The 19,527-nt window shown below is 68.8% G+C and carries 18 protein-coding genes and 1 pseudogene; 9 read left to right on the top strand and 10 right to left on the bottom strand.

Going from position 1 to position 19,527, the window contains the following annotated elements; translation table 11 throughout:
* The first annotated feature begins 191 nt into the window (after positions 1-191).
* The 3 genes from ABTV10_RS22705 (at position 192) to ABTV10_RS22695 (ending at position 2,967) form a co-directional block, all read left to right on the top strand.
* Positions 192-938, top strand: coding sequence for a BPL-N domain-containing protein (locus tag ABTV10_RS22705; RefSeq protein ID WP_499030676.1), 747 nt, complete (start codon positions 192-194; stop codon positions 936-938).
* 65 nt (positions 939-1,003) lie between these two features.
* Positions 1,004-1,840: an IclR family transcriptional regulator gene (locus ABTV10_RS22700; RefSeq protein ID WP_499030673.1), complete on the top strand. Its 837-nt coding sequence runs from the start codon at positions 1,004-1,006 to the stop codon at positions 1,838-1,840.
* A 125-nt stretch (positions 1,841-1,965) separates the two neighbouring features.
* The gene (locus ABTV10_RS22695; protein ID WP_499030670.1) at positions 1,966-2,967 is read left to right on the top strand and encodes an AraC family transcriptional regulator; all 1,002 of its coding nucleotides are present in this window, start codon (positions 1,966-1,968) and stop codon (positions 2,965-2,967) included.
* A gap of 91 nt (positions 2,968-3,058) precedes the next feature.
* Here ABTV10_RS22695 and ABTV10_RS22690 read toward each other — a convergent pair whose 3' ends face one another.
* Genes ABTV10_RS22690 through ABTV10_RS22680 form a run of 3 tightly spaced genes read right to left on the bottom strand, consistent with a single transcriptional unit; the run spans position 3,059 to position 6,264 of the window.
* On the bottom strand, positions 3,059-4,519 hold the full coding sequence (locus ABTV10_RS22690; RefSeq protein ID WP_433607797.1) for an aldehyde dehydrogenase family protein: 1,461 nt from the start codon (positions 4,517-4,519) through the stop codon (positions 3,059-3,061).
* Positions 4,516-5,112, bottom strand: a complete 597-nt coding sequence (locus tag ABTV10_RS22685) for an NADPH-dependent FMN reductase (RefSeq protein ID WP_499030666.1) — start codon at positions 5,110-5,112, stop codon at positions 4,516-4,518. Before ABTV10_RS22685 ends, ABTV10_RS22690 begins: the two co-directional genes overlap by 4 nt.
* An 18-nt stretch (positions 5,113-5,130) precedes the next feature.
* Positions 5,131-6,264 (bottom strand): LLM class flavin-dependent oxidoreductase, encoded by a 1,134-nt coding sequence (locus ABTV10_RS22680; protein ID WP_433607793.1) that lies wholly within the window; start codon positions 6,262-6,264, stop codon positions 5,131-5,133.
* Between the two features lie 238 nt (positions 6,265-6,502).
* On the opposite strand from ABTV10_RS22680, the gene ABTV10_RS22675 reads away from it, so the two are divergent.
* From ABTV10_RS22675 to ABTV10_RS22660, 4 genes are all read left to right on the top strand, one after another.
* Positions 6,503-7,573: a cupin domain-containing protein gene (locus tag ABTV10_RS22675; RefSeq protein ID WP_499030664.1), complete on the top strand. Its 1,071-nt coding sequence runs from the start codon at positions 6,503-6,505 to the stop codon at positions 7,571-7,573.
* A 6-nt stretch (positions 7,574-7,579) separates the two neighbouring features.
* The gene (locus ABTV10_RS22670; RefSeq protein WP_499030661.1) at positions 7,580-8,401 is read left to right on the top strand and encodes a fumarylacetoacetate hydrolase family protein; all 822 of its coding nucleotides are present in this window, start codon (positions 7,580-7,582) and stop codon (positions 8,399-8,401) included.
* Between the two features lie 8 nt (positions 8,402-8,409).
* Positions 8,410-9,126, top strand: a complete 717-nt coding sequence (locus tag ABTV10_RS22665) for a maleylpyruvate isomerase family mycothiol-dependent enzyme (protein ID WP_433607787.1) — start codon at positions 8,410-8,412, stop codon at positions 9,124-9,126.
* A gap of 216 nt (positions 9,127-9,342) precedes the next feature.
* On the top strand, positions 9,343-9,792 hold the full coding sequence (locus tag ABTV10_RS22660; RefSeq protein WP_499030658.1) for a hypothetical protein: 450 nt from the start codon (positions 9,343-9,345) through the stop codon (positions 9,790-9,792).
* 11 nt (positions 9,793-9,803) lie between these two features.
* Here the strand turns inward: ABTV10_RS22660 and ABTV10_RS22655 are convergent, their stop codons facing one another.
* Positions 9,804-10,034 carry a transposase gene (locus ABTV10_RS22655; protein ID WP_499030656.1) on the bottom strand — a complete coding sequence of 77 codons (231 nt, stop codon included), beginning with the start codon at positions 10,032-10,034 and terminating at the stop codon, positions 9,804-9,806.
* Positions 10,035-10,148: 114 nt separating this feature from the next.
* Here ABTV10_RS22655 and ABTV10_RS22650 point away from each other — a divergent pair.
* Together ABTV10_RS22650 and ABTV10_RS22645 are read left to right on the top strand one after the other, a co-directional pair.
* A pseudogene (locus ABTV10_RS22650) lies at positions 10,149-10,946 on the top strand (DUF222 domain-containing protein); the annotation flags it as partial.
* Positions 10,939-11,442 (top strand): HNH endonuclease signature motif containing protein, encoded by a 504-nt coding sequence (locus tag ABTV10_RS22645; protein ID WP_499035232.1) that lies wholly within the window; start codon positions 10,939-10,941, stop codon positions 11,440-11,442. The pseudogene ABTV10_RS22650 and the gene ABTV10_RS22645, both read left to right, overlap by 8 nt.
* A 121-nt stretch (positions 11,443-11,563) precedes the next feature.
* Here the strand turns inward: ABTV10_RS22645 and hutG are convergent, their stop codons facing one another.
* The 6 genes from hutG to hutH all read right to left on the bottom strand — a co-directional run bounded on the left by hutG (position 11,564) and on the right by hutH (position 19,455).
* Positions 11,564-12,529, bottom strand: coding sequence for a formimidoylglutamase (gene hutG, locus ABTV10_RS22640; protein WP_499030654.1), 966 nt, complete (start codon positions 12,527-12,529; stop codon positions 11,564-11,566).
* 21 nt (positions 12,530-12,550) lie between these two features.
* Positions 12,551-13,744: an imidazolonepropionase gene (hutI, locus tag ABTV10_RS22635; RefSeq protein WP_433607779.1), complete on the bottom strand. Its 1,194-nt coding sequence runs from the start codon at positions 13,742-13,744 to the stop codon at positions 12,551-12,553.
* A gap of 51 nt (positions 13,745-13,795) precedes the next feature.
* The gene (locus ABTV10_RS22630; protein WP_433607777.1) at positions 13,796-15,235 is read right to left on the bottom strand and encodes a purine-cytosine permease family protein; all 1,440 of its coding nucleotides are present in this window, start codon (positions 15,233-15,235) and stop codon (positions 13,796-13,798) included.
* Positions 15,236-15,412: 177 nt separating this feature from the next.
* The gene (locus ABTV10_RS22625; protein ID WP_499030651.1) at positions 15,413-16,777 is read right to left on the bottom strand and encodes an FAD-binding oxidoreductase; all 1,365 of its coding nucleotides are present in this window, start codon (positions 16,775-16,777) and stop codon (positions 15,413-15,415) included.
* A 51-nt stretch (positions 16,778-16,828) separates the two neighbouring features.
* Entirely contained in the window at positions 16,829-17,893 is a 1,065-nt protein-coding gene (locus tag ABTV10_RS22620) for a histidinol-phosphate transaminase (RefSeq protein ID WP_499030649.1), read from the bottom strand.
* Positions 17,890-19,455, bottom strand: coding sequence for a histidine ammonia-lyase (gene hutH / locus ABTV10_RS22615; protein ID WP_499030646.1), 1,566 nt, complete (start codon positions 19,453-19,455; stop codon positions 17,890-17,892). The genes ABTV10_RS22620 and hutH overlap by 4 nt, the downstream gene beginning before the upstream one ends.
* Between the last annotated feature and the right edge of the window lie 72 nt (positions 19,456-19,527).

Below are 19,527 nucleotides of genomic sequence, written 5' to 3'. Positions count from 1 at the left end.
AGTGTGCGAATTACATGCGTGTCGGCGGGCGCAGCTGCGCAACTTCAGGGGGTGTCCGATATGTCTGGAAAGTGGCATTCGATTCACCCCGCAATTCATCCCCTTTTCTGGTCAAATTGTGATGGCAGTCACCGATCGTCGGCTGCCGACGACCGAGACGCGTCCGTGAGGGCGAGGGCGAGAGGATGCAGATGCTGAATCGACGGGGATTCCTGATGGGTGCGGGCACGGCCCTCGCGCTGGCCGCGGTTCCCGCCCCGGCGTCGGCGTCGGAGCCGGCACCCTTGGCGCTGGTCTACCGCGGGCCGGCGTCCCTGCCGGGCTGTCCGGAAGCGGTCGCGACGCTGCTGCGGAATTCCCCGCGCGGCTTCCGCACGGCCTACGTCGGTCCGAAGGAGAAGAAGAAGATCACGGCGGCCACCCTCGCCGAGGCCGCGGTCTACGCGCAACCGGGCGGCCCGAGTCTCTCGAAGGGGTGGAGCGCGATGAGTCCGTACGCCGCCGTCATTCGACAGTGGGTTGCCGGCGGCGGGAACTACCTCGGATTCTGCCTGGGCGGCTACCTGGCGGGGGCCACGCCGGGGTTCGACCTGCTGCCCGGCGACACGTGGCAGTACATCACCGCCACCAACGCGACCGTCAAGACGACCGCGCCCGCCCGCATCAACGTGCGATGGCGGGGTGCGACGCAGACGGTGTACTTCCAGGACGGCCCGGCCTTCTGGCTCGAGCCGGGGGCGTCCGTGGACCTTCTCGCCACCTACGAGGGCGGGCAGCCCGCCGCACTCGTCGCGCCGTACGGGTCGGGGCGTGTGGGCGTTGTCGGCCCGCACCCCGAAGCCGATCAGTCGTGGTTCGGGGGCGGGCTCGACAGCACCGGCGCGATTCATCCCGAACTCGGCTACGACCTCATCGAGACGGTGATGCGCCGCCCCTGACCGGGACTGGGGCCGCCTCGTCCGGTCGGGTGAGTGCATGCCCCGCCCGACGATAGAGTTCCGGCATGCGGAAGGACTCGCCTGCCAGGAAGCCGGCGAAGACGATCACTCGGCCGTCGTACGCCCTCGAATCGGTCGACAACGCCCTACGCCTGTTGCAGATGCTCCGCGACGTGGGTGCCCTTCGTCTCAAGGATGCCGCCGAAGAGCTCGGGACCGCGCCGTCCACCGCGCACCGATTGCTCGCGATGCTGGTCTACCGCGGGTTCGCGGTCCAGGACGAGAGACGCCTCTATCATCCGGGTCCGGCCATGGGGGTGGGTCCCGCGCAGCACGATTGGACCCGAGAATTGTCCGACATATGCCGGCCACACATGGACGTGCTGTCGACGCTGACCGGGGAGACGATCAACCTGCTGATCCGGGTCGGGTCGCAGGTCCGGTTCCTGTACTCCGCAGAGGCGGAATCGATGTTGCGGGTCGGTGACCGGCAGGGACAGGTGCTTCCCGCGGAACGTACCGCGGGCGGGCGGATCCTTTTGGCGGAGCTACCCCGTCAGACGCTGGAACAGCTCTATCTGCGGCCGGCCGACGGTGACCACCTCGATTCGTCGGAGCCTGTCTACGACGTGGATCGCCGACCGTCCCCCCGAGAGCTGGAGGCATTTCGTGGCGAACTCGAGGCTGCGCGGGCGGTCGGGTTCGCCGTCAACGTCGAGCGGACCGAAGTCGGCGTGGCCGCGCTGGGTGTCGCGCTGCGCAACGGTGAGCGGCGCGCAATCGCGGCCCTGACTGCGGCCGTGCCGACCGCGCGGTACCGGCAGCATCTCGACGGCCGTCTGATCGGGGAATTGCGATCGGCCGTCCGAGACATCGAGGTCGAGATCGCGCACATAGGCTGAGAACGACCGCCCCTCCAATTGTTTTCGCGGGGGGTCGATTTCGATCCATGTCGTGGCTATTATCGACGCTATTGCCGGCGCTTGTCGGGAATCCCTCGTTCGGAACGATTCTCGTGGAGGTCGGAATGCCCCTGCCAGCCTCGGCGTTCGAGCCACTCCGTCAGCACGGACGATTACGCACCGACGACGTCGATCTTGCCCAGACGGTGGTGTCGGAGGTGTACGAACCACACGTGCTCGAGCCGCGCGGAGCGAGTCGGCTCGATGCGCGCCTGAACGCCGTGCAGAACGGGGCGATCACGCTAGGTTATCTGACTTATGGTGTGGGAGCGGTAATTACGCTGCCGCCCAGTGAACGCTGGTACCACGTGAATATCACTCTGCTCGGTGGCAGTCGCGTCTCGCGCGGCGATTCGGTCCGTGGCGAGACCGCCGCCATGGCGGGTGCGGCGATGCTGGTGCCCCATCATGCGCAGACGATCGAATGGGATTCCGACACCGCGCAGTTCGCGCTGCGGGTGCCACGGTCGGATCTGGAGAGTCATCTCGAGAACTTGACGCAGACTCGAATCGCTGCGCCCGTCGATTTCGACCTCGTGGTCGATTTGAGCTCGAATTCGGGCAGGGGATTGCTTCGATGCGTCGAATTCATGCGTTCCGAATGGGATGACGAAGGAATTCTCACTCGGTACGACAATTCTCGCCGCCATCTGGAATCCTTGATGCTGACGAATCTCCTCATGGCTGCGGGCGGACCGCACCACGAATTCCTCGACCAACCATCCCGGCAGAACGTTCCCGATGCGCTGCAGCGCGCCCTCGACCATGTCCACGAACACGCCCGGAGCTTGCCGACCCTGGCGGACCTGACCGCGGTGGCCGGCGCCAGCGCACGGACGCTGCAGAATCAGTTCCTCCGGCACCTCGATCGCACGCCGATCCAGTACATCCGGGATGTCCGAATGCGAGGCGTTCGCGACGATCTGCTGCACCCATCGTCACCCGACGTCACGGTCACCGACGTCGCGACGTCGTGGGGCTTCTACAACCTCGGCCGGTTCTCCTCGCTGTACCGGGAGACGTACGGGGAGTCCCCGTCGGACACGCTGCGGCGGTGCCGCGGGTGATACTGCGGCGGTGCCGCGGGTGATACTGCGGCGGTGCTGCGGGTGATCGGGTGGGGCGCCGCGCGGTGTGTCGACGCCCCACCCGTGCGGCTCAGATCACCTGAACCACGTGCTTGTACTCCTGGAACTCCTCGAGGGCCCGGTGACCGTTGAGTCGGCCGAGGCCGCTCTGCTTGTAGCCGCCCTCCTCGAACTGGTCGACCACAACGGCCCACCCGTTGGTCCACACGGTTCCCGCGTCCAATGCGTCGGCCATGCGCAGCCCGCGCGCGCCGTCGCGGGTCCACACCGATGCGGCGAGCCCGTACTCGGTCGCGTTCGCCATGCGGACGGCGTCGTCCTCGGTGTCGAAGACCTCGAACGTCGCGACCGGGCCGAACAGCTCGCGCTGCACGAGTGGCGAGTTCACGTCGTCGACCGCCAGCAGTGCGGGCCGGAAGTAGGCGCCCCGGGCGAGCCCCGGATCGTCGGGCCGCCCGCCGCGGACCAGGACCTCCGCGTCGTCGGCGTGCTCGGCGAGCAGCGCCTCGAGCCGGTCACGGGAGGTGACGTCGATCATCGGACCCATGTGTGAGGTGTCGGCGTCACCCGGGCCCACGTGCACCTTCTCGAGGGCCGGAACGAGCGCTTCCCGGACCCGGTCCGCGATCGAGCGCTGCACGAGAATCCGGCTGCCGGTCATGCAGAACTGTCCCGTGAACGTGGTGATTCCGGCGACGATTGTGCCGACCGCCGCATCGAGGTCGGCGTCGTCGAACACGATCATCGGTGTTTTGCCGCCGAGCTCGAGCGACAGGCGCTTGAGGGTGGCGCCGCCGGCGGCCATGATCTGCCGACCCACCGCGGTGCTGCCGGTGTAGCTGACGGCGTTCACATCCGGCGAGGACACCAGTAGTTTCGCGCCGTCGCTGCCGGACTCGGTGAAGATGTTGAGCACGCCGTCCGGCAGGGACGGGCAGTCGGCCAGCAGTTCGGCCAGCCGCGCGTTCACGAGTGCGGTCTGTGCGGCCATCTTCATCACCACCGTGCATCCGGCCGCGAGTGCCGGCGCGAAGGACCGCACCGACAGCACCACCGGCGAGTTCCACGGCACGATCACCCCGGCGACGCCGATCGGCTCGGACAGCAGCATCGAGTAGACGCCGTCGCGCACCCGCCCGCCGCGGCCGGAATCGGTGAGGGCCTGCGCCGCGTAGTACCGCAGCTTCGACGGGGTCAGGCTGAGCTCGAAGTCCGCCTCCGGGAGGATCTTTCCGTTCTCGCGCGCGAGCAGCATCGCGAGTTCACCGGACGCCGCCTCGATCCGGTCCGCCATCTCCTCGAGCACCTTGGCGCGCAGGTGCCGGTCGCGCCGCCAGGAGTGGGTGGCGAACGTGTCCTTGGCGATCCGGATCGCGTCGTGCACCTGGTCGATGTCGGTCTCGTAGAAGGTGCCCAGCGGTTCCCCGGTCGCGGGTGAGTGCGACGTGCCGGTGGTGCTCGACGGCACCCAGCGGCCGCCGATGTAGTTGCGGGCGGTGTCGGCTCGCAGTGCCGACTCGATCGTCGTCATGTGGTCTTCCTTGTCGCCGGGGCCGAGGCGTCGGACGCCTTCGACCGGGTGAATCGGACGTGGAGGGGGTCGGGACCGAAGTGGTGCCCGGGGAGTCTCTCGGCCAGCACGGTCACCTGTTCGACGAACTCGCGCAGGTCGGCACGGGCCTCGACCGGGACGTCGTCGGAGGCGAACGTGCGGTCCACGAAGAACGCGCCGTTGGGGGCGGTGAGGGCGCCGAACCAGGCCAGGACGTCGCGCAGGTGCCGCTCCGCGGAGAGGAAATGGTGCGGGGCGGCCGCCACGGTGAGGATCCCGACCGGCTTGGACCGCAGGGAGTCGTTGGGCAAGGCGTCGATCAACAGCTTCAGCGTGCCGGTGAACGACCCGCGGAACACCGGCGAGGCGAGGACCACCGCGTCCGCTGCATGCACGCGCTCGACGGCGTCGTCGCCCCACAGCGCGACGACGGGATCCGCGGTGGGTTCGGGGACCAGCCGGTCGACGGTCCACCCCGGATGCCGCGCCCGCACGTCGTCCTCGATCAGGCCGAGCGCGCGAGCGAGCTTGCCCGGGGGTGTGGGGCTCCCGTAGACGGTGAGAAGCTTCATGTCACAACCGCTTTCGGGTCACTGACGCAGGCCGGCTTCGCGCATGAGCGGCAGCACCCGCTCGCCGAAGTACTCCAGTTCCTGGACGTAGTCGAGGAAGCCGACCATCATGCCGCCGACGCCGGCCTGCTCGAGCTCGAGGAGCTGGTCGACGATCTGCTCGGGCGTGCCGATGAGCGGGTAGCCGCCGTAGCCGAGGATGAACCGCTCCTGCATGGCCTTGATCTTGTCGAAGGAGCCGCTCTCGGAACCCAGGCCACCGGACACCTGCCGGGCGACGTCCCAGTCGCCCTGCTCGAGGATGTGGTCGAGAAGCTGCTTGGTCTCCTTCTCGGTGTCGCGGCAGATGATGTTCCCGTAGCTGAGGATGCCGAGATCGCTGCCCTGCTCGCGGGCGATGCCGCGCACCCGGGACGCGGTGTCCTTCGCCTCGGCGGGGTCGGAGAACGCGATGAAGTTGAAATCGCATTCACGGGCGCAGAATTCGAGACCGGCGGGGGAGTTGCCGGCGTTCACCAGCACGGGGTACGGCTGCTGGATCGGCTTGGGGGAGGAGAACGCGTCCTTGATCTCGAAGAACTCGCCGGTGAAGTTCACACCCTCACCCTCGGTCCACATCCGCTTGACGACCTCGATCCACTCGGATCCGTAGCGGTACCGGACGTCGTGCTCACGCTGGGTGCCGCCGAACATCTCCATCTCGGCCTTGTACCAACCCATGGTCATGTTGAGTCCGTGCCGGCCACCGGAGATGTGGTCGACGGTGACCGACTCCTTCGCAGCCACGATCGGGTGCTTGGTCGGCACGTGAATCGTGGTGAACACCATGATGTTCTCGGTCGCCTCGGCGATGCCGGCCGCCCACGCGTGGGTCTCGTAGTTGGAGCCGTTGAAGTTCGTCTCGCCGCCCATGCCGCGGTATCGGGCGACCGGCAGCATCGCCTCGAAGCCGAGGCGGTCGGCCAGCTGCGCGATCTTCTTGCCGTGCTCCCACGTCAGTTCGTACGTGGTCTCGGCGTGCGTCGCCATGAGCCCGTGGCTGACGTTCGAGCCGAAGATGCCGAGCTTCATCCGGTTGTCGTTGAACATCGCGACGCCGCTGGCGCGGCGGGCCTCGAGCAGCTCGTCGTAGCTCATCGTCGGGGTGGACATGTCGTTCTCCTCTGCGGGGGGACAGGGCACCGGCCGTGTCGTCGGCCGGCGGTTCGGTGGGGGTGCAGGCACGGTAGGCAGGGCGAAGACGTCGGAACTATGCGCGAAGCGCAGCCCCGCAGGCCGCTTTGCGCAGTAATCGGCGCAAGTTCCGCAGAGCAGAATTGGGTGGGGTTCCGTGGTGGCGCCTCCGTACGTTGATGCGGATGTCGAACGCGAGTGCTCACGAGGAGAGTCGATGACTGCCGCAGAAACACCCGATCCCGCCCTGGACCAGCTCTACGCCGACTTCGCGACCGAGAATCTGAATCCGCTGTGGACGCAGCTCGGTGATCTGATGCCGCTGGCGCCCACGTCGAAAGCTGTTCCCTTCGTGTGGAAGTGGTCCACGCTGTACCCGCTGGCCCAGCGAGCCGGTGACCTCGTACCCGTCGGGCGCGGCGGCGAGCGCCGGGCGATCGCGCTGGCCAACCCGGGACTGGGCGGCGTCCCGTACGTGACACCGACCCTGTGGGCGGCGATCCAGTACCTGGGTCCACGTGAAACCGCGCCGGAACACCGGCACTCGCAGAACGCATTCCGTTTCGTCGTCGAGGGAGAGGGCGTGTGGACGGTCGTCGACGGTGACCCGGTGGCGATGCGCCGTGGGGACTTCCTGCTGACACCCGGCTGGGCCTTCCACGGTCACCACAACGAGACCGATCATCCGATGGCGTGGATCGACGGACTCGACATCCCGTTCGTGAACTACACCGACACCGGGTTCTTCGAGTTCGGTGCCGACGGGGTGACCGACATGTCGACGCCGGACATCTCACGCTCGGAGCGACTCTGGGCACATCCGGGCCTGCGGCCGCTGGTCGGCGTCGACGCTCGGATCAGTTCGCCCATCGCCTGCTACCGCTGGGAGCACACCGACGCCGCGCTGCACGAGCAACTCGCGCTCGAGGACGAGGGGTACCCGGCCACGACCGAACCCGGCCACGCCGCCGTGCGGTACACCAACCCGACGACGGGCGGCGACGTGATGCCGACGATCCGCGCCGAGTTCCACCGGCTGCGCCCGGGCGCCTCGACCCGCACCCGCCGGGACGTCGGTGGAACGGTTTTCCAGGTCTTCGAGGGTGAAGGTCGCTTCCACCTCGGTGACCGGGCCCACGACGTCGCGAAGGGCGACATGATCGTCGTTCCCTCGTGGGTGCCGTGGAACCTCGAAACCGGCGGCGGCATAGACCTGTTCGCCTTCTCGGATGCTCCGATCGTGGAGCGCCTGCACTTTCATCGCACCCATATCTCCGAAGGAGCCTGACCCCTCATGCGTCTCGCCACTCTGCGCCTCGACGGCGGTACCGCGGCTGTCCGCGTCGACTCCGACACCTCCGCGACCGTCGTCGACGGATACCGGGATCTGTCGGCGCTGCTGAACGACCCCGACTGGAAGACGGTCGCCGAGGAGGCGTCGGGCGCTGTCGTCGACCTGGCCGATGCCGACTACGCTCCGGTGGTGCCGAACCCCGGGAAGATCGTGTGCGTGGGTCTCAACTACGGCACCCACATCAAGGAGATGGGGCGGGAGCTGCCCGAGTACCCGACTCTGTTCTCGAAGTTCAAGGAGGCGCTGACCGGCGCGTACGACGACGTGATCGTGCCCGCGTACGCGGCGTCGCAGCTGGACTGGGAGGCCGAGCTGGCCGTCGTCATCGGCACGCCGGCGTATCAGGTGTCCGAGGCCGACGCGGACGCGTACATCGCCGGCTACTCGGTGATCAACGACTACACGATGCGCGACTACCAGTACCGCACGCTGCAGTGGGACCAGGGCAAGACGTTCGAGAAGACCAGCGGCTTCGGCCCGGTCCTCGACACCGACTACCGGCTCGGCACGAGGATCGAGACCCGGCTCGAAGGCGAGCTCATGCAGTCGGCCACCACCGACGACCTGGTGTTCACCCCGGCGAAGCTCGTCGAGTACATCTCGCACATCGTCACCCTGCAGCCCGGTGACGTCATCATCACCGGGACCACGGGCGGTGTGGGCCATGCGCGCAAGCCTGCGCGCTACATCGGCAACGGCGATACGGTCGAGGTGAGCATCGAGGGACTCGGTTCGGTGCGCAACAAGACCGTCGTCGAGTAGGAGCGCTCGTGGCTTTCAACGATCTGGACCTGGCCGGGCGGCTGGACATCGCGCGGGAAGGCACCGCGTACTTCGCGCAGCGGCTCGCGGTGCTGGCGGACGAAGAGTTCGACGGGCCCAGCCTGCTCGACGGGTGGACCAGACGGCACCTCGTGGCGCACGTTGCCTACAACGGCGCGGCGCTGTGCCGACTCGTGGACTGGGCGGCGACGGGCGTGGAGACGCCGATGTACGAGTCGATGGAGGCCCGGGCCCGGGAGATCGACGAGGGCGCCACGCTCAGCGTCGGATCGTTGCGAAACCTGTTCACCCACACCGCGAACCGGCTCGACGAGAAGTGGCGGAATTTGCCCGCCGATGCGTGGGGCGCCGAGGTGAGGACCGCGCAGGGGCGGATGGTCCCGGCGTCGGAGACGGCCTGGATGCGCAGCCGTGAGGTGTGGATCCACGCCGTCGACCTCGGCAACGGTGGGCGTTTCGAGGACTTCCCGGACGTGGTGCTCGACTCCCTGCTCGACGACATCGTCGGGATGTGGCGACGCAAGGGGGAGGGCGCGGGCCTGGTCCTCGAGGTCGGCGACCGCCGGTTCGTCGTCGTGGAGGACGGTCCACCGATCATCGACACGGTCGCCGGTCCGCTCGCGGCCGTGGTCCGGTGGGCCTCCGGCCGCGGCGCGAGCGGGCTCACCGCCGGTACCGAGCTGCAGCCCCCGCGCTGGCTCTAGGACCCCCGACGAGAGCCCCGTCGATCGCGCGGCGAACATCGTCGCGCGATCGACGGCGGCCGACGGGCGCGTCCAGGAATTCGGTGGGATGGTCTGTCTGACAAGAAAGCCTGTCTTGCGTCAAGACTCTGGCCGGAAGTCGCGACAGTTCGGGTGGATATCGACGCGGCGGAGTGTCAGCATCGACTGATCGTGGTCCGCTGGCACGCTCCTCCTATGCGGAACATCAGGCTCGTATGGTTGCTTCTTGCTCTCGGGGTGGGCAGTCTCGGGTTGATCGCGACAACATTGGCGTCCTGGCCAATGTCAGAATTCACGGGCTGCGAGATCGATCCGGGTTACGACCCGGCCAGATGCGGCGAGTCCCTGATCGACCGCGGCGGTTCCGGGTATGTCGCGGCATTGCTGGCTCCGGCGGTCCTGTGTGCGGTGCCGGTGGTTGTCCCGCAGCGAAGCGTGGTGTGGGGCGCGGTGGCTGCGCTCACTGTCGGCGCCATTCTGGCCTTCGTGACGGTGGGCGGAGTAGCGATGATGCTTGCGGTGACAGCCGTTCCGGCGGCAGCACTCGCAATGGGATACGCCAGGCTGACCACCAAGGATCAAACCGCTCCCGCCGGCGGCCTCTCACTCCTTCACCAAGTGAGCCAACGCCAGCGACACGAGTAGGGCTATGTCGCTCAGGAACCGTTGCAGACCGGTTTTCGACGTTGCTCGGCCGGGTCGGAGGGTTGTTCCTCGAGCCGTTGTCGGCCGACGTCGAGGAACTGCTGCTTCCACTTCGATACCGACATGTCCGGCACCCCGTGCCGGCGGGCGGCCTCGGCACCGGACATCTCCCCGGACAGCACCGCCAGCACCACCCGCATCTTCACCTCGACCGGGATCTTCGTTCGCCGTGACCTCGCCATGCGCCCACCCCTTCCGGCCTTTGCCGCGGATCGTAAACGCCGGGCCCCTGCCGGAAAGTCTGACGCACGAGAAAACCATTGACTCGAACATAAGTTCGAACTAGACTTTGCGGTATGAATCCGGGGGGACTCAACAGTTCGGGCATCGCAGCCACCGCGCTGCGGCCCGACGACGTGCGTCTTCTCGCCGAGAACTCGTTGCTGCAGAACACCATCGACGTCTCCCGCGAGATCGAACGCTTGGAAGCGTTGCGGGTCGCGATGGTCGCCGAAGTCGACAAGCGCGCAGTCTCGTTCGACGCCCTCGGGTTTCGCAGCATCAAACAGTGGTTGGCCGCCAACACCCTGCTGGAAGTGCCGGCCGCCGCACGGATCCTCGCACTGGGCCGCATGCTCGATCGGCAACCCCAGATCGCCGACGCGTTCAACGCCGGCACCGTTTCCGGCGACCACGCAGCGCTGGTCGGCAAGTTCTGCGAGACACCGCCGCGCGGCATGCCGAACGGGGCACTCGATTCGTGCCGGAAAGTGTTGCTGGACAACGCCGCCGGGCCGGCCGCGACCACCATGGCCGTCCGCACCTGCATCGCCCGGCTCGAGCGGATCTTCGAATCCGACGAACTCCCGCCGAGCGAGGATGCCGACCGCAACGAATTCCACGCGTCGAAGACGTTGAACGGGCGGGTTGCAGTCAAAGGCGATCTCGATGCCGTGACCGGCGAAATGCTGCTGACGGCGCTGTCCTCGCTGACCAAACCGCGCAACCCGGTGGACGCCCAAGCCGACGTCCGCAACCCGGCTCAGCGGCGCGCCGACGCGTTCGCCGAGATCCTGCGCCGCTACCTCGACTCCGGCGACGCACCCATCGAAGGCGGCGAACGACCCCACCTGTCACTGCATGTGAATGCGCAAGACCTCGCGCACACCGAGACCGATCACGAGCTCATCGACTCGGACGGAGAGTCGGACCTGTTCGGCGATCGCACGCATGCCACACATGGGGCCACTGACCATCGCGACCGCAAGACGCATCGCCTGCGACTGCCACCTCACCCCGATCGTCATGGACGACGGAGTTCCCCTCAACCTGGGCCGCGCCAGCCGAACCGTGTCCAAGAAGCAGCGACGAGCCCTGATCGCCCGCGACCACGGCTGCGCCTTCCCCGGATGCGGAGCGCCGCCCGCTCACTGTGAAGGTCACCACGTAAAGCACTGGGCCGACGGCGGACCCACCGACCTCGACAACCTCGTCCTACTCTGCCGCTACCACCACAGGCTTCTCCACCACAGCCACTGGGAAGTGCAGATAGGCGCAGACCGACAGCCGTGGTTCACACCACCCAGCTCTGTCGACCCCTACAAGAAACCCATTCCCTCCAACTATCGCGCCGGACCGCACGCGGCTTGACCGCGACGACGGCACGACCGACAACCGCACAGCTCCCTGGAACCGCTGTAGCCGGCACCCAGGAAGAGGGCGCCGGCTACAGGGGAGGGGGAATATCGACTCGAGCGGTGACAGTCCTGAGTCAGGCCGTCGGCGGAACGTGCCCGGCGACGATGCGGTGGATGAGCCGTGCCGCGGTTCGCGCGGTCCGATTGTCGACATCGAGCGCCGGGTTCAGCTCGGCGACGTCGACAACCGCGAGCTTGCCGCTCACGCTCACCAGATCGCACACCCGCTGGATGATCTCGACCGGGACACCGTAGGCCGCGGGTGCGCTCACGCCGGGGGCGACGGCGGCGGGCAGGACGTCCAGGTCGATCGTCAGGTACACCAGGTCGACGTCGTCGAGGAACGTGTTGACGAACTCGTCGACCCGCTCGCGATCGACCACGCCGCAGTGCTCGTCCAACAGGTACCGCACGCCGAGTCGGTGCGCGGTCTCGAACAAGGCGTTGGTGTTGCTCGGCTGGCTGATCCCGATCACGTCGTAGCGGTGGCTCGTGCCCGCGGCATCCTCGTCCTCGGCGATCTGCCGGAACGGCGTGCCGGAACTCGGGATCGGGTCGCTGCGCAGGTCGAAGTGGGCGTCGAGGTTGAGGATGCCGAGACGCGGATGCTGCTGTCGCAGCTGCGATCCGGCGACGCCCAGGTAGGTGCCGTAGGCCACTTCGTGGCCACCGCCGAGGACGACTGCCAGTCGTCCGGCATCGAGCGCGGTCGTCACGGCGGCGCCGAGCGCCTCCTGGCCGGCCTCGAGCCGGTCGCCGGTCACGGCGACGGTGCCCGCGTCGAACAGCGTCGTCTCGTTCTCCAGAGCCATCGAGGACAGCGCCTTGCGGAGCGCGTCGGGGCCGGCGGAGGCACCCTGGCGTCCCTTGTTGCGGCGCACACCCTCGTCGCTCGCGAATCCGATCAGGACCGTGCCGGCGCCCGTGCCCGGGCGGTACGGCGTGACGGCCTGGTGCCAGCGGAGGTGCTCGGATCCGGTGCCGTCGGTGCGGCCCGACCACGGCCGGGGCGCGATGTCGACGTCGATGTGGTTCGTCATGTCAGATGCCTGTTCCCTCGATCAGTTCGTGGTCGTCGCGAGGACGCCGTCCTTGAACACCTCGCGGATCAGCGGCACGCCCGGACGGTAGGCGAGGTGCAGGTACGACGGCGCGTCGAGGGCGATCGCGTCGGCCCGGGCGCCGATCCGCAGGCTGCCCACGTCGTCGCGGCGCAGCGCCTTCGCACCGCCCGCGGTAGCCGCCCACACGGCCTCGGCCGGCGTCATGTGCATGTCGCGGACAGCGATGGCGATGCAGAACGGCAGGCTGGTGGTGTAGCACGTGCCGGGGTTGCAGTCCGCACCCAACGCGACCGTGACACCGGCGTCGATCAGCGCGCGGGCGCCGGGGTACTGGTTGCGGGTGGAGAAGTCCGCGCCCGGGAGCAGTGTCGCGACAGTGTTGCTGCCGGCGAGCGCGTCGATGTCGGCGTCGGTGACGTAGGTGACGTGGTCCACCGAGGCCGCGCCCATCTCGACGGCCAGCTGCACGCCGGGCCCCTCACCGAGCTGGTTGCCGTGCACACGGGGGATCAGGCCATGCGCGACGCCGGCGGTGAGGACGGCGCGGGACTGCTCGAGGGTGAACGCGCCGCGCTCGCAGAACACGTCGATCCACTTCGCGTGCGGGGCGCACGCCGGGATCATCTCGTCGATGGCCATTGCGACGTACTCGTCGCCGCGGCCCGCGTACTCGGGCGGCGGGACATGCGCGGCCAGCAGCGTGACCTCGTCGGTGAACCGGCCCGCGACCTGGACACTGCGCAGCTCGTCCCGGGTGCTCTGGCCGTAACCGCTCTTGATCTCGACGGTGGTGCTGCCCGAACGCAGCGATTCGTCGAGCAGGCGGCGCACGTTCGCGGCCAGCTGCTCGTCGCTCGCGGCCCGCGTCGCCTCGATGGTGGTGCGGATGCCGCCGGCCGCGTACTTCTCGCCCGACATGCGAGCGGCGAACTCCTCGGCCCGCTCGCCCGCGAACACCAGGTGTGAGTGGCTCTCGACGAAGCCGGGCAGCACGGCGCGGCCGCCGAGATCGTGGCCGGTGTCGGCCGCCGGGGCGTCCGCGGAGTCACCGACCCACGCGACCACGCCGTCCTCGAAGACGACCGCTGCGTCGTGTCGGACACCCAGCGCCCCCTCACCCAGAGCGGGGTCGTTGGTGACGAGGGTTCCGATGTTCGTCAGTGCGGTGGTCCGGGGACCGGTCGTGGTCACGTGAGGCTCCTAGGTGACTGTCGTGGAGGGTGCGGTGGTCGGTGCCCGGGCTCAGACCCGGCTGTCGACCATCGCGGTGTGGGCGGGGTAGATCATCTCGGCGGGCGGGTTGTTCGTCCGCTTGGCGACCGGGTAGTAGATCAGGCCGGTGAACACGATGCCGACGATCCACGAGATGTCCGCGCCGCCGAGCATGTCGGTGAACGGGCCGGTGTACATCTTCTGCGCCAGGAACGGGATCTGGGCGACCACGCCGACGAAGTAGACGATCAGCGCCGGGACGTTCCAGGCTCCGTAGCGGCCCTTCGGGTCGTAGAGCGCCGGGATGTCGATGCGTTCCTTCGAGATCAGGTAGTAGTCGATCAGGTTGATCGCGCTCCACGGCGTGAACACCATGAGCAGCACCAGGACGAAGTTCTTGAAGTTGGCCAGGAAGTCGGCGCTCGCCGCGATCGCGATGAACATCGAGACGACGGTGAAGCCCAGGATGTACGCCGTGCGGGCCTTGGTCGAGATCTGCGACCGGCCGTCGAATGCGGTGACGGTGGTGAGGATCGACATGAATCCGCCGTACGCGTTGAGGACGTTGACGGTCAGCTTGCCGACCACGATCACCAGGTAGATCAGGAACGCGATGATCGCGGGGCCGGCGAGGTCGCCCATGAAGCCGACCTGGTTACCGAGGAACGCGTCACCCGCGACGGCGGCGGTGAGCGCGCCGAACGTCATCGACCACTGCGATCCGACGACGCTGCCGAGGAAGGTCGACCAGAACGTGGTGCGCTCGCTGGTCTCACGCGGCAGGTAGCGGGAGTAGTCGGCCACGTAGGGGCCGAACGTGAGCTGCCATCCGGCGCCGAGGGAGATCGCCAGCAGGAAGGTCACCATGTCGAAGTCGACGGTGCCGACGTAGTTCGCGACGTCGTACTCCAGGAACAGTCGGACGGCGAGGTACGTGAAGCCGATGACGCCGACGATGGTCGCGATGCGGCCGACGACGTGGATCATCTTGTAGCCGGTGACGGCGACGAACGCCGTGAGCAACCCGAAGATCACGATGCCGACCGTGGCGTTGTCGATGCCGAGCACCTTGCTGACGGCCTGGCCGGCCAGGACCGAACCGGTGGCGGCGAAGCCGAGGTACATCAAGATCACGAGGATGAGCGGGATGACCGCACCCTTGACGCCGAACTGGGCGCGGCTCGAGATCATCTGCGGCAGACCCATACGGGGGCCCTGCGCCGAGTGGAGCGCCATGACGGCGCCGCCGAAGACGTTGCCGATCAGCAGGCCCAGGATGGCCCACAGCGCGTCGGCGCCGAAGACGACGGCCAGCGCGCCGTCGACGACAGCCGTGATCTGCATGTTCGCGCCGAACCACAGCGTGAACTGGCTACGAGGAGTGCCGTGGCGCTCGTTGTCGGGGACGACGTCGATGGTGCGTCGCTCGGGGGTGAGGAGCACCTCGGATGTGCTGCCGTCGTGTGTCATGAAGCCTGTTCTTTCTGCGTTGATCCCACCGTGCGGCGGGGTCGACATCCGGGGGTGATGCCCACCTTCTTCGTGCTTGTGCGCTGGATCACGCCATATCAGTGCAAAATGTATAGGCCTGTATATACAGGTCTGTCAACATTCGGCTTGTCTCCGGATTGTTTCGCCTGGTCGCGGTCAGAAGCCCTTCCCCGGGTTCATCAGACCGAACGGATCGAACGCGGCCTTCACCGCGCGATGGATGTCCAAACCCGCCTCTCCCACTTCCAGCGCCATCCAGCGCCGCTTCAGCACGCCGACGCCGTGCTCACCTGTCAGGGTGCCACCGAGTTCGAGAGCGCGTCGGAACACCTCGTCGGCGGCGGCCCACACGGCGTTCGGGACCGAGCCGTCCGCGAGCCGATCGAACACGAACGTCGGGTGCACGTTGCCGTCGCCGGCGTGCGCGACCGTCATGACCGTCACCCCGTGGCGTCGCGAGATCTCCTCGATCGATTCGACCATCTCGGGCAGCCGCGAGCGCGGCACGCCGACGTCCTCGACCAGGCACTGGCCGAGTCGCTCGGCCGCCGGGTACGCCAGCCGGCGGATCTCGAGCAGTTGCGCCGACTCGGCGGGGTCCTGGGAGACCGCGACGAAGTCGGCGCCCGCGGCGGTGAAGTGCCGTTCGATCGCCGCGGCGGCCTCGTCGGCGTCCGGCCCGTCGGCCTGCGCGATGAGCATCGCCTCGGTGCCGGACTCGAGGCCGATGCGCTTCCACTCGTCGATGGCCGTCAGCGTGGCGCGGTCGATCAGTTCCAGCAGGCTCGGTCCGATCCCGGCGCGCACCACGGCGGCGACGGCGTCCGCGGCCGCGCGCAGCGAGCCGAAGCTGCCGACGATCGTCGCCGGCTCCCGGCGCGGCCGCGGGCGCAGGCGGACGGTCGCGCTCGTGACGATGCCCAGGGTGCCCTCCGAGCCCACCAGCAGACCGGTGAGGTCGTAGCCGGCGACGCCCTTGACGGTCCGATGGCCGGTCCGCAGGACGCGGCCGTCGACCAGCACCACCTCGAGGCCGAGTACCGAGTCCCTGGTGACGCCGTACTTGACGCAGCGCAGCCCACCGGCGTTGGTGGCGATGTTCCCGCCGATCGTGGAGATCTGGAAGCTGCTCGGATCGGGGGCGTACATCAGCCCGTGCTCGGCGGCCGCCCGGTCGAGATCGGCGTTCACCACACCGGCCTGCACCACCGCGAGCTGGTCGGCCGCGTTCAGTTCGACGATGCGACGCATCGCCGCGGTGGACACCACGAGGCAGCCGTCGATCGCGGTGGCGCCGCCCGCCAGACCGCTGCCCGCGCCGCGGGGGACCACCGGAACCCGATGGGCGGTGGCCCATTTCATGGCCGCCGCGACATCGTCGGTGCTGTCCGCGATCAACACGGCGAGGGGGCGGCCGGGCTCCGCGAGGTGCGCCTCGTCCCGGGTGTACGCGGCCATGACGTCGGGATCGGTCACGAGTCGACTCGAGCCGAGGGCGTCGGCCAGTGCGGTGAGGGACATGCGGTGTTCCTTCGTGGTATCGGTCGGACGTCGTGGTCGGTGAGCGGTGGGTTACCCGGTGAATTCCTCGACGGCGGCGAGGACCGCCTCCTCGGCGTCGCGGTCGCCGACGGTCACCCGCACGCCCTCGCCGGGGAACGTGCGGACAGACACTCCGTGCGCCACGCAGGCCGCGTCGAGTGCCGTGGCCCGCTCGCCCACCGGAATCCAGACGAAGTTTCCTCCGCTGGAAGGGGTTTCGATTCCCCGGGCGGCGAGTCCCGATCGGAGGTGTCGGCGTCCCGAGTGTACCGACTCCACGATCCGGTCGGTGTGCCCGGAGTCGGCGAGCGCAGCGCATGCCGCGGCCTCCGCGACCGAACTCAGACCGAACGGCGGCGCGGCGGCGTGCAGCGGGGCGGCGACGGCGGAGTCCGCGATCGCGTAGCCCACCCGCAGACCGGCCAGACCGTACGCCTTCGAGAACGTCCGCAGCACCACGACATTCGGGTACTCCCGCAACAGTGCCACGCCGTCGACGCCCTCGGTGGCGAACTCGCGGTAGGCCTCGTCGAGGACCACCAGCACGTGCGACGGCACGCCGTCCAGCAACCGTCGCACCTCGCTCTCGGTGAGTTCGGTGCCCGTCGGGTTGTTCGGGTTGCACACCAGCACCGCGCGGGTGCGGGGTGTCACCGCCGCGATCATGGCGTCGACATCGTGCCGGTGCTGCCCGTCGAGGGGGACGGGAACGGCTGTGGCGCCCGCGATTCCGATGAGAATCGGGTACGCCTCGTAGCTGCGCCACGCGTGCACCACCTCGGTGCCGGGTCCGGTGAACGCCGTGAGGACCTGCTGCAGGAGGGCCAGCGACCCGGCGCCCGTCAGCACCGCGTCCGCGGGCACGGACAGTCGCTCGGCGAGGGCGGCGACCAGGTCGTCGGCGAACAGCGTCGGGTACAGGTGCCCGTGGGCGCCGACGCGGGCGATCGCCTCGACGACGGCGGGGGAGGGGGCGATGGTGGATTCGTTGCTCGACGCGCGCCAGCGGACCGTCGCCGCGCCCGAGGCCCTCGAATACGTGGGCAGCGCGTCGATCTCGGGCCGGGGTCGGGGCAGGGCGATCGGACGGGTCACTGCAGGGCCCCGATCGCGTGCTCCGCGGCGGCGACCAGCGCGCCCGACGCCGCGAGCGCGACCACCTGCTCGATCTCCGGCGAGAGGAACCGGTCGATGCCGGGGCCCGCCACGCGCTCGCGGACGGCGCGGACCACCGCGCCCGTTCCCGGCGCGGGCTGCAGCGGGGCGCGCAGGTCGATTCCGCGTGCCGCGGTGAGGATCTCGATGGCGAGAACCCGGGTGAGTCCGTCCACCGCGCGGCGCAGCTTCCGGGCGCCGGACCAGCCCATCGAGACGTGGTCCTCCTGCATCGCGGAGGACGGAATCGAGTCGACACTGGCCGGCGCCGCCAGCCGCTTGAGCTCGGAGACAATCGCGGCCTGAGTGTACTGCGCGATCATCAGGCCGCTGTCCACGCCGGGGTCGTCGGCGAGGAACGGCGGCAGGCCGTGGCTGCGGGCGACGTCGAGGAACCGGTCGGTGCGGCGCTCGCTGATGCTCGCGACGTCGGCCGCGACGATCGCGAGGAAGTCGAGGACATACGCGACCGGAGCCCCGTGGAAGTTGCCGTTGGACTCCACCCGTCCGTCGAGCGTGACGACGGGATTGTCTACGGCAGCAGCGAGTTCGCGCAGCGCCACCGTGCGGGCGTGCTCGACGGTGTCGCGCGCGCCGCCCGCGACCTGCGGCGCGCAGCGCAGCGAGTAGGCGTCCTGCACGCGGGTGTCGTCGGGACCGGCGTGGCTCGCGACGATCGGCGAATCGGCCAGCAGCCGAGCCATGTTGGCGGCCGCGGCGGCCTGGCCGGGATGCGGGCGCAGCGCCTGCAGGTCCGCCGCGAACACGCGGTCGGTGCCCAGCAGGCCCTCGACGCTCATCGCGGCGGCGACGTCGGCCAGCTTGAGCAGGTGGTCGAGATCGGTGACGGCCAGCGCGAGCTGGCCCAGCATGCCGTCGGTTCCGTTGATGAGGGCCAGCCCCTCCTTCTCGGCGAGGACGACGGGGCTGAGGCCGTGCTCGGCCAGCGCGACGGAGGCGTCGAGCAGTCGGCCGTCGGCGGTGCGGACCGTGCCCTCGCCGGTGACGGCGAGCGCGACGTGTGCGAGCGGTGCGAGGTCGCCGGAGCAGCCGAGGCTGCCGAACTCGTGGACCACCGGAGTGATGCCGGTGGTGAGCAGGTCGGCGTAGGCCTGCGCCACCTCGGGGCGCACACCCGTGCGTCCGGTCGCGAGCGTGGACAGGCGCAGCAGCATCAGCGCCCGCACGACCTCGCGCTCCACCTCGGGTCCGGATCCGGCCGCGTGCGATCGGACCAGGCTGCGCTGCAACTGGGTCCGCAGCTCCTGTGGAATGTGGCGGGTGGCGAGCGCGCCGAAGCCCGTCGAGACGCCGTACACCGGCCGCGGGTCGGCGGCGAGGTCCTCGATCCGACTGCGCGAGCGGGCGATCTCGGCGAGGGCGTCGTCGGTGAGGCGCACACCGTGGCCGCGGCGCGCGACGTCGACGACGTCCTGGATGGTGACGGGTCCGAGACCGACGTCGACGAAGTCGGCAACGGTGGACTGGGCGGTGAGGGTCATGGGAGCTCCGGGGCGTGAACGGTTCGGCCGCCGGAGGGGGAGCGGCGGCCGTGACGCAGGAAGTGGTCTCGT

This window comes from Paraburkholderia sp. RHO2 (assembly GCF_050955445.1).
Classification (GTDB): domain Bacteria; phylum Actinomycetota; class Actinomycetes; order Mycobacteriales; family Mycobacteriaceae; genus Prescottella; species Prescottella agglutinans_A.
The sequence above is the reverse complement of the archived record's forward strand: the minus strand, read 5'-3'. Positions and strand labels throughout refer to the sequence as shown.

Bases quoted from the DNA above. Each gene is read 5' to 3' on its own strand.
- hutG (WP_499030654.1), bottom strand. From the start codon at position 12,529: ATGACGAACCACATCGACGTCGACATCGCGCCCCGGCCGTGGTCGGGC.
- ABTV10_RS22630 (WP_433607777.1), bottom strand. From the start codon at position 15,235: ATGACACACGACGGCAGCACATCCGAGGTGCTCCTCACCCCCGAGCGA.
- ABTV10_RS22625 (WP_499030651.1), bottom strand. From the start codon at position 16,777: ATGTCCCTCACCGCACTGGCCGACGCCCTCGGCTCGAGTCGACTCGTG.
- ABTV10_RS22695 (WP_499030670.1), top strand. From the start codon at position 1,966: ATGCCCCTGCCAGCCTCGGCGTTCGAGCCACTCCGTCAGCACGGACGA.
- ABTV10_RS22660 (WP_499030658.1), top strand. From the start codon at position 9,343: ATGCGGAACATCAGGCTCGTATGGTTGCTTCTTGCTCTCGGGGTGGGC.
- ABTV10_RS22675 (WP_499030664.1), top strand. From the start codon at position 6,503: ATGACTGCCGCAGAAACACCCGATCCCGCCCTGGACCAGCTCTACGCC.
- ABTV10_RS22690 (WP_433607797.1), bottom strand. From the start codon at position 4,519: ATGACGACGATCGAGTCGGCACTGCGAGCCGACACCGCCCGCAACTAC.
- ABTV10_RS22645 (WP_499035232.1), top strand. From the start codon at position 10,939: ATGCGCAAGACCTCGCGCACACCGAGACCGATCACGAGCTCATCGACT.
- ABTV10_RS22705 (WP_499030676.1), top strand. From the start codon at position 192: ATGCTGAATCGACGGGGATTCCTGATGGGTGCGGGCACGGCCCTCGCG.
- ABTV10_RS22670 (WP_499030661.1), top strand. From the start codon at position 7,580: ATGCGTCTCGCCACTCTGCGCCTCGACGGCGGTACCGCGGCTGTCCGC.
- ABTV10_RS22680 (WP_433607793.1), bottom strand. From the start codon at position 6,264: ATGTCCACCCCGACGATGAGCTACGACGAGCTGCTCGAGGCCCGCCGC.
- ABTV10_RS22700 (WP_499030673.1), top strand. From the start codon at position 1,004: ATGCGGAAGGACTCGCCTGCCAGGAAGCCGGCGAAGACGATCACTCGG.
- ABTV10_RS22655 (WP_499030656.1), bottom strand. From the start codon at position 10,034: ATGGCGAGGTCACGGCGAACGAAGATCCCGGTCGAGGTGAAGATGCGG.
- hutH (WP_499030646.1), bottom strand. From the start codon at position 19,455: ATGACCCTCACCGCCCAGTCCACCGTTGCCGACTTCGTCGACGTCGGT.
- ABTV10_RS22685 (WP_499030666.1), bottom strand. From the start codon at position 5,112: ATGAAGCTTCTCACCGTCTACGGGAGCCCCACACCCCCGGGCAAGCTC.